This is a genomic window from Neobacillus soli NBRC 102451 (assembly GCF_001591665.1).
GTDB lineage: Bacteria > Bacillota > Bacilli > Bacillales > Cytobacillaceae > Neobacillus > Neobacillus soli.
Genome location: NZ_BCVI01000102.1, coordinates 1 through 8,860, shown reverse-complemented (window position 1 = coordinate 8,860; position 8,860 = coordinate 1). Strand labels below are relative to the sequence as shown.

The window sequence follows — 8,860 nt, the reverse complement described above, 5'->3', positions numbered from 1 at the left end:
TAATTCTTAAACAATCGCGCATAAAAACTGGAGATAGAAGTTCGTTACATTTACTTGTAACGGACTTTTTTTTATGGAAAAGGGGTGAAGCTCATCTATTGGATACCCCTTGACCGATTCATTTCCCTAAACAGGTTTCAATACCACGATTGGAAACCCCTTGACCGACCCTTTTCGCCTAAACGGGTTCCAATAGCCCCGATTGGAAACCTTTTTGACCGACTTTCTTGCCTAAACGGGCTCCAATAGGGCTGATTGGAAACCCCTTGACCGACCTTTTGTCCTTAACAGGTTCCAATAGCCCCGATTGGAGACCTTTTGACCGACTTTTTAGCCTTAACTTGTTCCAATAAGGCTGATTGGAAACCTTTTGACCGACTTTTTCGCCTAAACTTGTTCCAATAGGGCTGATTGGAAACCCCTTGACCGACCTTTTCGCCTAAACGGGCTCCAATAGCCCCGATTGGATACCCTTTAACTGGTTCTTTTCCGAATAAGGGCTCCAACAAGCCCTTTGTCATTCTCTTAGAAAGTTGCCCAAAGAAAAACACCTATTAGCCAATAGGTGTTTTTGTATTATGAAGGATTTCATTTAACTTTTCCTCGACAGCAAGGCAAATTTTTTGGGCATCATCATTACTTTTTACCACGTCTGTTGTATCCATATCAATCACTAATACATCGCTGGCTGCGTACTGATTCATGACCCAGTCATCATAACCCTTCCACACTTCAAAGTAGTACTCTTTTAGTTCAGGGTTAATTTCGAAGCTGCGGCCGCGGGCCATAATCCGGTCAATCACCGTATCAAACGACCCCTTTAAGTAAACCATTAAATCCGGTGCCTTTTTTGGAAGTTCATTCAGCTCTTCCATCATATTTTCAACGAGATCTTCATAGATCTTAAACTCCAAGTCAGATATCCTGCCGAGTGATTTATTCACATAAGCAAAATACCAGTCCTCATAAATCGAGCGATCTTGGATCGTGTAAAGCGGTTCCTGCCAACTAACGCATTCTTTAACTGTTTTAAAGCGTTTATTTAAGAAAAATAATTGCAATAGGAATGGAATTCTCCGTGCATCTAATTCCTCTGGTGTTAATTCATAATAAAGAGGTAGAATCGGGTTATCATCGACCGCTTCATAAAACACCTTACTCTCAATTCCCTTTTGTTTAAAATGGGCATTTAATGTATCTGCCACACTCGTTTTTCCAAGACCAATCATCCCGCCAATAACGATACTCACTAACATCCCCCTGTTCTATACTGTTTTAGTCCCGCATTAACGGGCAGTAAGCTCTGCTATTCCAAGGCTCCCAAGTGAACCGAAAAGGATAACTGTGGGAGCAACTGCCCGTATATGCCCGATTGGTTCAACTAACAATCAATGGCGATAGACCCTCCATTGATTGAGGTTTCACCTTATCCCGCTGCTTTTTTTAAACGATAATGATAGCTTCTCAAAAATATAGTTTAAATCCTGTTCATTATTTACAAAATCCAACTCATCACCGCTAAAGCGGAGAACGGGTATCTCTGGATGCTCTTTTTCAAAAATTGCGATGGTTTCTTCATAATCAATCGACAGCTGCTCTAAATATAAGGGGCTGATATTCTTTTCCACTTCACGCCCTCTTATTTTGATTCGTTTCAAAAGGGTGTCCAAGCTTGCATTCAAATAAATAATTACATTTGGCTTTGGCATATCTTCGGTAAGAATTTGATAAATTTTGTAGTATTTTTGATACTCATCCTTGCTTAATGATCGTCTGGCAAAAATTAAATTTTTTAAAATGTGATAATCAGCAACCACGGATTGATTTTTGCTTAAGTAATGGGTATTGATATCGCCTAATTGCTTAAAGCGATTGCAGAGGAAAAACATTTCCGTCTGGAAACTCCACTCCTCAATATTTTCATAGAACTTTCCTAAAAATGGATTTTCATCAACAATCTCTTTTAATAACGTAAATTCGAATTGCGCTGAAATGGCTTTTGCGAGCGATGTTTTTCCAACACCAATCGGCCCTTCAACGGTAATAAAGGGTGTTTCCCCCATTGCAAGTCCTCCTTCTCCAACTGCCTGCACTCTATGTGTAACCAGATAAACTGGATTTTTAGTTAATCTAAAAGACGCAAAGTTTATTTTATCATAATCTCAACTAGGAAGGGATATGGAATATTTACAAGATGTGATTTCTATGTCGAAAATATGAAAAAACTGCCGAATGACGGCAGTTTATCTGGAAAAAATTATTTTATGGAAAAAGGGCGGAGCGACGCAAAAGCGAATCAATATATCAAGATTAGGTGGAAAATACATTTTACCCCTCGAATTTAGTTATGCCAAGCTCTGCTCACACCGCCTTTATTAGGTGATGAAGGCTAGTTCTTTAAATTTATTTTATTGGTAGATGGCGGCTCGGGATGCCATACTGGTTTAAGACGGTCTTTTTGTCACATTGAAATTATCCACAATTAACAGCCAGTTTTGCGGGAAGGCTAAACCAAGCTTCCAATAGCTCATACCTCTAATATTTAGCTCTTTTATTAAATTAAACTTCGCCTGGATGGAGCGGGCATCTTCAAACCAGACTTCATGCTGTTTACCAGCATCGCTATATTTAAAAAAGGGTGCCTGCGCCTTTGCATCGTATTGAATCGGGACATGGTGTTTAGCTGCCAGCTGAATGGCTTGCTGCGGGCTGACCGCCTTTGCCACAGTTCCCTGTACAAAGGGCAATGTCCAATCATAGCCATAAAGGTTTTGCCCCATCAGGATTTTATTAGCCGGCATTTCAGTTATTGCATATTCAAGTACCTTCCTGACCGGGTCAATGGGTGATACTGCCATCGCAGGGCCGCCGCTATAGCCCCATTCGTACGTCATAATCACAACAAAGTCAGAGATTTCCCCGTGTGCCTTATAATCATGGCCCTCATACCATTTTCCCTTTTGTGTAGCGCTTGTCTTTGGTGCTAGAGCGGTCGACATCAGCCAGCCTTCGCTTTTAAAGCGCTGCTTTGCCTTTCGTAAAAAGCGGTTGTACGCCTCGCGGTCTGCGGGGCGTAAAAACTCAAAGTCAAAATGAATGTCGCGGAATCCGTATTTTTTCGCAGTTGTGACGATTGTATTTAAAAATTTATCCTGAATCGCAATATCAGTTAATAAAATGCGTCCAAGCTCATCGCTAAACTGATCATTTTCTTGATTATTAATGACCATCATTAGGACATTTCGATTGGTTTTGGCAATAGCGGGGAAGTTATTTAATAATGGCTCTTTTAAGGTCCCATCACGCCGCGCTTGAAAGCTGAAGGGGGCTAAATAGGTTAGGTATGGTGCGGCCTCACGGGCACTGTTTTCTAAGACAGGAGCTACCGATGTGCCGCGCGGTTCGACGTACGCATTAAACTCAGCATTTCTTTTCTTTGCCTCAGGGATATAAAGTCGGAAACCAACATGAAGCGGCTGATTCACAGGTATCCGATTGACGGTTGCCAGCTCCTGATACGGGACGCCAACCTTTTTAGCAATGGAAGATAAAGAGTCTCCAGGCTGTACGAAATAAAAATGGCCAATAATCGGAATAACAAGCGATTGTCCAATTACAAGATTATTTGGATTCGGCAACTCATTTGCTTCAACGATATCTTGAACTGTTGTATGATAAGACCTAGCAATTGTTGTTAATGATTCATTGCTCTTTATCACATGGATTTGCATCCATAATCCCCTCCCCACAAACATACGCTACAGCTATTCTATGTGGGAGAAGGTGGTTAAATGATATAATGTTGATAAATTTCATGTGTACTACCTTCAATTTTGGCCTTTAAGACGTTTTTCATCATCGTAAGGGCATAAAGATTATCTTCATCATCAGCGGAAGCGAGGCAATTACTGGGGATTAACAGCTGGTATTCACGCATATAGGCATCATTTGCGGTAAATAACACACAAATATTACCGGCGATTCCAGTGAGAATAAGTGTATTTACCTTTAACTGATGGAGCAAAGTATTTAAAGCTGTCCCATAAAAGGCCGAATGCTTCGGTTTGATTAAAAAAAAATCATTCTCCTCTGGAAGCAGTTGTTCAAAAATAGGCTGGCTATATTTGTTGCGGCAAAGCTTAATAATTTTATCGAAATCAGCCTGCCATAAATTATAATGGTCGTTAATAAAAATAACCGGTAACTTCCGTTCATTAAATTGTCCTTTTAAACTTTTAATAGGGCGGGCAATTTGTTGTGCCTTTTTGGCAAGAATGGAACCATGGGTAAAATCAAAGTTATTGATCATATCAATAATGATTAGGGCAGGGCGGATATCCTTCATTCGCAACTCTCCTTCTTAGTTATTTTGGAATATCAAGCTATTTTTTATCCTATAAAAGGCGGTGTTGTCATGACGCTTGAAGAAACCCAGGATGAATATTTTATGAAAGAAGCAATAAAGGAAGCAAAAAAAGCAGAAGCCTTAAATGAGGTACCAATCGGAGCCGTGCTTGTCATTGATGATAAAATCATTTCCCGGGGACATAATTTACGAGAAAGTGAGCAAAATGCACTCGCTCATGCTGAACTGCTGGCGATTAACCGGGCCTGTCAGAGCCGGGGCTCATGGCGCCTTGAAAATGCAACCTTGTATGTCACATTAGAGCCTTGTCCTATGTGCTCGGGGGCGATTATTTTATCGAGAGTCAATAGAGTTGTTTATGGTGCGAGTGACCCAAAGGGGGGCTGCGCGGGAACATTCATGAATCTTCTCCAGGACGAACGCTTTAACCACCAAAGTGAGATTGTAACCGGGGTATTAGAAGCGGAGTGCGGTCAAATGCTCTCAGACTTTTTTCGAAAAATTAGAGACAGAAAGAAACTTGAGAAAAAGTTAAGAAAAGAAGCACTCGTTAATAATTTGACAGGAATTGACAAGGAATAAAGATTGCATTTTTTTAAGAATATTTGTATACTAAAAAGGTGTCAGATATGGCGCATTAAAATTTGTTTTCAACTTTGCCGTGCTAGGTGGGGAGGTAGCGGTGCCCTGTACTCGCAATCCGCTCTAGCGAGACTGAATCCCTTCCTGAGGCTGTTCGTCTGTAGGGTCTGCCTTAAGTAAGTGGTGTTGACGCCCGGGTCCTGCGCAATGGGAATCCATGAACCATGTCAGGTCCGGAAGGAAGCAGCATTAAGTGGACGCTCCCATGTGCCGCAGGGTTGCCTGGGCCGAGCTAACTGCTTAAGTAACGCTTATGGGCGACAGTCGAAGGAAGGTGCACGGCAGTTACATATTACCTATAAAAATTAACTCATCTCGACTCCGGGATGAGTTTTTTTGTGAACTCTTATATATACTTTGAAAAAAACAAATTGGATACGCTATAATAGATGTGATGAATAAATCTGAAGGGGGCGGTGTCTGATGGCGTATCAAGCTTTATATCGTGTTTGGCGGCCTCAAACATTTATTGATGTAGTAGGACAAGAACATGTAACCAAGACATTGCAAAACGCCCTGCTTCAACAAAAGATCTCGCATGCTTATCTTTTCTCTGGTCCAAGAGGAACAGGGAAAACAAGCGCAGCAAAAATATTAGCCAAGGCGATTAATTGTGAGCGTGCACCGGTTTCGGAACCGTGTAATGAATGTGCTGCCTGTCTAGGAATTACAAATGGAACGATTTCAGATGTGTTAGAATTTGACGCAGCCTCAAACTCACGAGTCGAGGAGATGCGTGATGTCCTCGATAAAGTTAGATTTGCGCCTACATCAGTCAATTATAAAGTCTATATCATTGATGAAGTGCATATGCTATCCATTAGCGCCTTTAATGCCCTGCTAAAAACGTTAGAAGAACCGCCGAAGCATGTCATCTTTATTTTAGCGACAACAGAACCGCATAAGATCCCGCTAACAATTATCTCAAGGTGTCAACGTTTTGATTTTAAACGGATTACAGCAGGGTCAATAGTAAAGCGGATGAAATTAATCGTCGAGGAAACAGGGATTGATTGTGATGAGCGGGCACTGCAATTGATTGCCCGTGCAGCAGATGGCGGGATGCGTGATGCCTTAAGTTTATTGGATCAGGCGATATCCTATAGCCAGGACCGTGTGTCAATTGAGGATGCCTTAACTGTAACAGGCTCAGTGTCGCAAGGATTTTTGAACAAACTAGCCAAGGCATTCCGTGACAAGGATGTGGCAAGTGGATTAGCGGCATTGGATGAGCTTTTGTACCATGGAAAAGACCCGATGCGCTTTATTGAAGATTTGATTTTCTTTTATCGTGATATGCTCCTTTTTAAGACAGCACCTACGCTTGAAGAATCGCTCGAAAGAGTTTTGCTTGATGATGAATTTCGAATGATAGCTGAAACAATCCCAATGGAGCAAATTTATCAGCTGATTGAACTCTTGAATAAAACACAGCAGGAAATGCGCTGGACAAATCATCCAAGGATTTTTCTTGAAGTGGCGATTGTTAAGCTTTGTCAAATGGAGGTAACACAAACAGCACCATCACAGCCTGCAGAGATGGAACAATTATTAACTAGAATCGGCCAGCTGGAGACGGAGTTGCAGCACTTAAAGGCAAATGGAGTGGCCGCACCGTCGCAAGACGCGGGACCACAACCTCAAAAGCAAGCGCAAAGGTCTTCGAAGAAGGTTTTTCAGCCTCAGGTTGGAAAAATAAATGAAGTGCTAAAGCAGGCAACAAAAAGTGATTTGAATGTCATCAAAGCTAATTGGGGCGAATTGCGGGCAAGTCTTTTAAAATCACAAGCCGCCCTGTTAAACGATGCAGAGCCGATTGCAGCGTCCTCTTCTGCCTTTATTATAAAATTCAAGCATGAGATGATTTGCCAAATGGCAATGAATCGAGCTGATTTTCTTGATGCTGTTATCGCCGCATTATATAAATTAACTGGCAAAAGCTTTATACTTTTAGGTGTTCCTGAAGATCAGTGGCTGCCAATTCGCGAAAGCTTTTTAAGCAGCCAACATGGTGAAGAAGGAGAAATCAGCGAATCGAGCAAGGAAGAAGAACCACATATTACGGAAGCTAAAAAATTATTTGGCGCTGAATTTGTGGAAATCATTGATTAAAAAAATGGAGGTAGATGTTGATGAACCGTGGTGGAATGGGTAATATGCAGAATATGATGAAACAAATGCAAAAAATGCAAAAGAAAATGGCAGAAGCGCAAGAAGAGTTAGGTGAACAAAAGATTGAAGGTACTGCAGGCGGCGGGATGGTTACTGTAGTAGTAACAGGTCATAAAGAAGTAGTCGATGTCATCATTAAACCAGAGGCAGTCGATCCGGATGATGTTGAAATGCTTCAAGATCTTGTTTTAGCTGCAACTAATGATGCACTTAAAAAGGTAGAAGAACTAACAAACAATACGATGGGGCAATTTACAAAAGGAATGAACCTTCCTTTTTAGGAGAGGAAAAACATGCATTATCCTGAACCAATCTCAAAGCTGATTGACAGCTTTATGAAATTGCCGGGCATCGGTCCGAAAACGGCCGGACGTCTGGCCTTTTTTGTCTTAAGTATGAAAGAGGACACGGTGCTTGATTTTGCAAAGGCACTAGTAAATGCGAAACGTAATCTTTCATATTGTACTGTCTGTGGCCATATTACAGATCAAGATCCTTGTTATATTTGTGAAGACCAACGACGGGATAAAAGTATTATCTGTGTCGTTCAAGATCCAAAGGATGTGATTGCCATGGAAAAAATGAAGGAATTTAATGGGTTGTACCATGTGCTGCATGGAGCGATTTCTCCAATGGATGGGATAGGACCTGAGGATATTAATATTCCTGATCTTTTAAAGCGTCTGCAGGATGAAACGGTCCAAGAAGTCATTTTAGCGACAAACCCCAATATCGAAGGTGAAGCAACAGCCATGTATATATCAAGGCTGTTAAGGCCTTCGGGAATTAAGACAACGAGAATAGCTCATGGACTTCCGGTTGGCGGTGACCTTGAATATGCCGACGAGGTTACCTTATCTAAAGCCATCGAAGGTCGAAGAGAGTTCTAAGAAAACTCGGAGGAATCTATCATGTTTTTTCAACGGAAAGGCCGGCTGCGCAAAGAATATGATGAAAGACTCCTACTGCAGATGAATCGTTTAAAGGTTCATTGGCAGCAGGAAAAGCAGTTATTGGAAAAAAGCTTTGATCCTTCCGAGGAAGTGATTTGCCAAACGAAAATTGCTGAAGCAAAATATATCTTTCTATTAAGAGAAGCCAAAGTACGGAAAGTTTCTTTAATGAGATAAACAAGCTATTTCTTTTCTATGGTCATATTCTTGCTAACTTGTACATAAGTTGTAAGCAAAGTGACTTTAGAAGGGGGATAGCTTTTTTGGAGCCAATTATCGTGATATCCATTCTTGGTGTACTGATTCTTATACTTTTATTTTCTGGGGCTAGCTTTAGGCCCGCGCGGTTTGCTGGCCAAGCAGTCATTAAGCTATTAATCGGGGCATTGTTTTTATTTTTTTTAAATGTAGCTGGTAATCGTTATGGAATTCATGTACCAATCAACTTTGCGACATCGGCTATTTCAGGCTTTCTAGGAATCCCTGGTTTATTCGCGTTAGTTGCTATTCAACAATGGGTAATATAATATAACTAGCCGCTCAAAAAAATGGCGGCTTTTTCTTTTGAAAAAATATCTAAAAAAGTGTTGACCAATCATTTAATATGCTGTAATATATGAAAAGTCGTCACTGGGGCGATGAACAATGAATAAAAAAAGTTGTTGACTTTCAGTTGATAACTTGATAAGATAATAAAGTCGCTTTTAAGCGATTGAAAAACTTGTCC

At 40.9% G+C, this 8,860-nt stretch carries 11 protein-coding genes and 1 other RNA gene; 7 read left to right on the top strand and 5 right to left on the bottom strand.

Features of this window, described 5'->3' with window-relative positions:
• Positions 1-284: 284 nt before the first annotated feature.
• The 5 genes from BSO02S_RS25575 to BSO02S_RS25555 all read right to left on the bottom strand — a co-directional run bounded on the left by BSO02S_RS25575 (position 285) and on the right by BSO02S_RS25555 (position 4,345).
• Positions 285-521 (bottom strand): hypothetical protein, encoded by a 237-nt coding sequence (locus BSO02S_RS25575; protein WP_066074776.1) that lies wholly within the window; start codon positions 519-521, stop codon positions 285-287.
• A gap of 33 nt (positions 522-554) precedes the next feature.
• A complete protein-coding gene (locus BSO02S_RS25570) occupies positions 555-1,256 on the bottom strand; it encodes a deoxynucleoside kinase (RefSeq protein WP_218010622.1) in 702 nt (233 codons plus the stop codon).
• A gap of 165 nt (positions 1,257-1,421) precedes the next feature.
• Positions 1,422-2,063 carry a deoxynucleoside kinase gene (locus BSO02S_RS25565; protein ID WP_066074769.1) on the bottom strand — a complete coding sequence of 214 codons (642 nt, stop codon included), beginning with the start codon at positions 2,061-2,063 and terminating at the stop codon, positions 1,422-1,424.
• 381 nt (positions 2,064-2,444) lie between these two features.
• Positions 2,445-3,731 (bottom strand): LysM peptidoglycan-binding domain-containing protein, encoded by a 1,287-nt coding sequence (locus BSO02S_RS25560; protein ID WP_066074765.1) that lies wholly within the window; start codon positions 3,729-3,731, stop codon positions 2,445-2,447.
• Between the two features lie 56 nt (positions 3,732-3,787).
• Entirely contained in the window at positions 3,788-4,345 is a 558-nt protein-coding gene (locus tag BSO02S_RS25555; RefSeq protein WP_066074763.1) for a cysteine hydrolase family protein, read from the bottom strand.
• 69 nt (positions 4,346-4,414) lie between these two features.
• Between BSO02S_RS25555 and tadA the strand changes: the two genes are divergently transcribed.
• The 7 genes from tadA to BSO02S_RS25520 all read left to right on the top strand — a co-directional run bounded on the left by tadA (position 4,415) and on the right by BSO02S_RS25520 (position 8,660).
• Positions 4,415-4,948 (top strand): tRNA adenosine(34) deaminase TadA, encoded by a 534-nt coding sequence (gene tadA, locus BSO02S_RS25550; RefSeq protein ID WP_066074761.1) that lies wholly within the window; start codon positions 4,415-4,417, stop codon positions 4,946-4,948.
• A gap of 77 nt (positions 4,949-5,025) precedes the next feature.
• Positions 5,026-5,290: signal recognition particle sRNA large type (ffs, locus tag BSO02S_RS25545), an RNA gene on the top strand.
• Between the two features lie 141 nt (positions 5,291-5,431).
• Entirely contained in the window at positions 5,432-7,120 is a 1,689-nt protein-coding gene (gene dnaX, locus BSO02S_RS25540) for a DNA polymerase III subunit gamma/tau (RefSeq protein ID WP_066074759.1), read from the top strand.
• A gap of 20 nt (positions 7,121-7,140) precedes the next feature.
• A complete protein-coding gene (locus tag BSO02S_RS25535; protein WP_066074757.1) occupies positions 7,141-7,461 on the top strand; it encodes a YbaB/EbfC family nucleoid-associated protein in 321 nt (106 codons plus the stop codon).
• 12 nt (positions 7,462-7,473) lie between these two features.
• The gene (gene recR / locus BSO02S_RS25530; RefSeq protein WP_066074755.1) at positions 7,474-8,070 is read left to right on the top strand and encodes a recombination mediator RecR; all 597 of its coding nucleotides are present in this window, start codon (positions 7,474-7,476) and stop codon (positions 8,068-8,070) included.
• A 21-nt stretch (positions 8,071-8,091) separates the two neighbouring features.
• The gene (locus tag BSO02S_RS25525; protein WP_066074753.1) at positions 8,092-8,310 is read left to right on the top strand and encodes a YaaL family protein; all 219 of its coding nucleotides are present in this window, start codon (positions 8,092-8,094) and stop codon (positions 8,308-8,310) included.
• A gap of 86 nt (positions 8,311-8,396) precedes the next feature.
• On the top strand, positions 8,397-8,660 hold the full coding sequence (locus tag BSO02S_RS25520; protein ID WP_066074751.1) for a pro-sigmaK processing inhibitor BofA family protein: 264 nt from the start codon (positions 8,397-8,399) through the stop codon (positions 8,658-8,660).
• Positions 8,661-8,860: the final 200 nt, after the last annotated feature.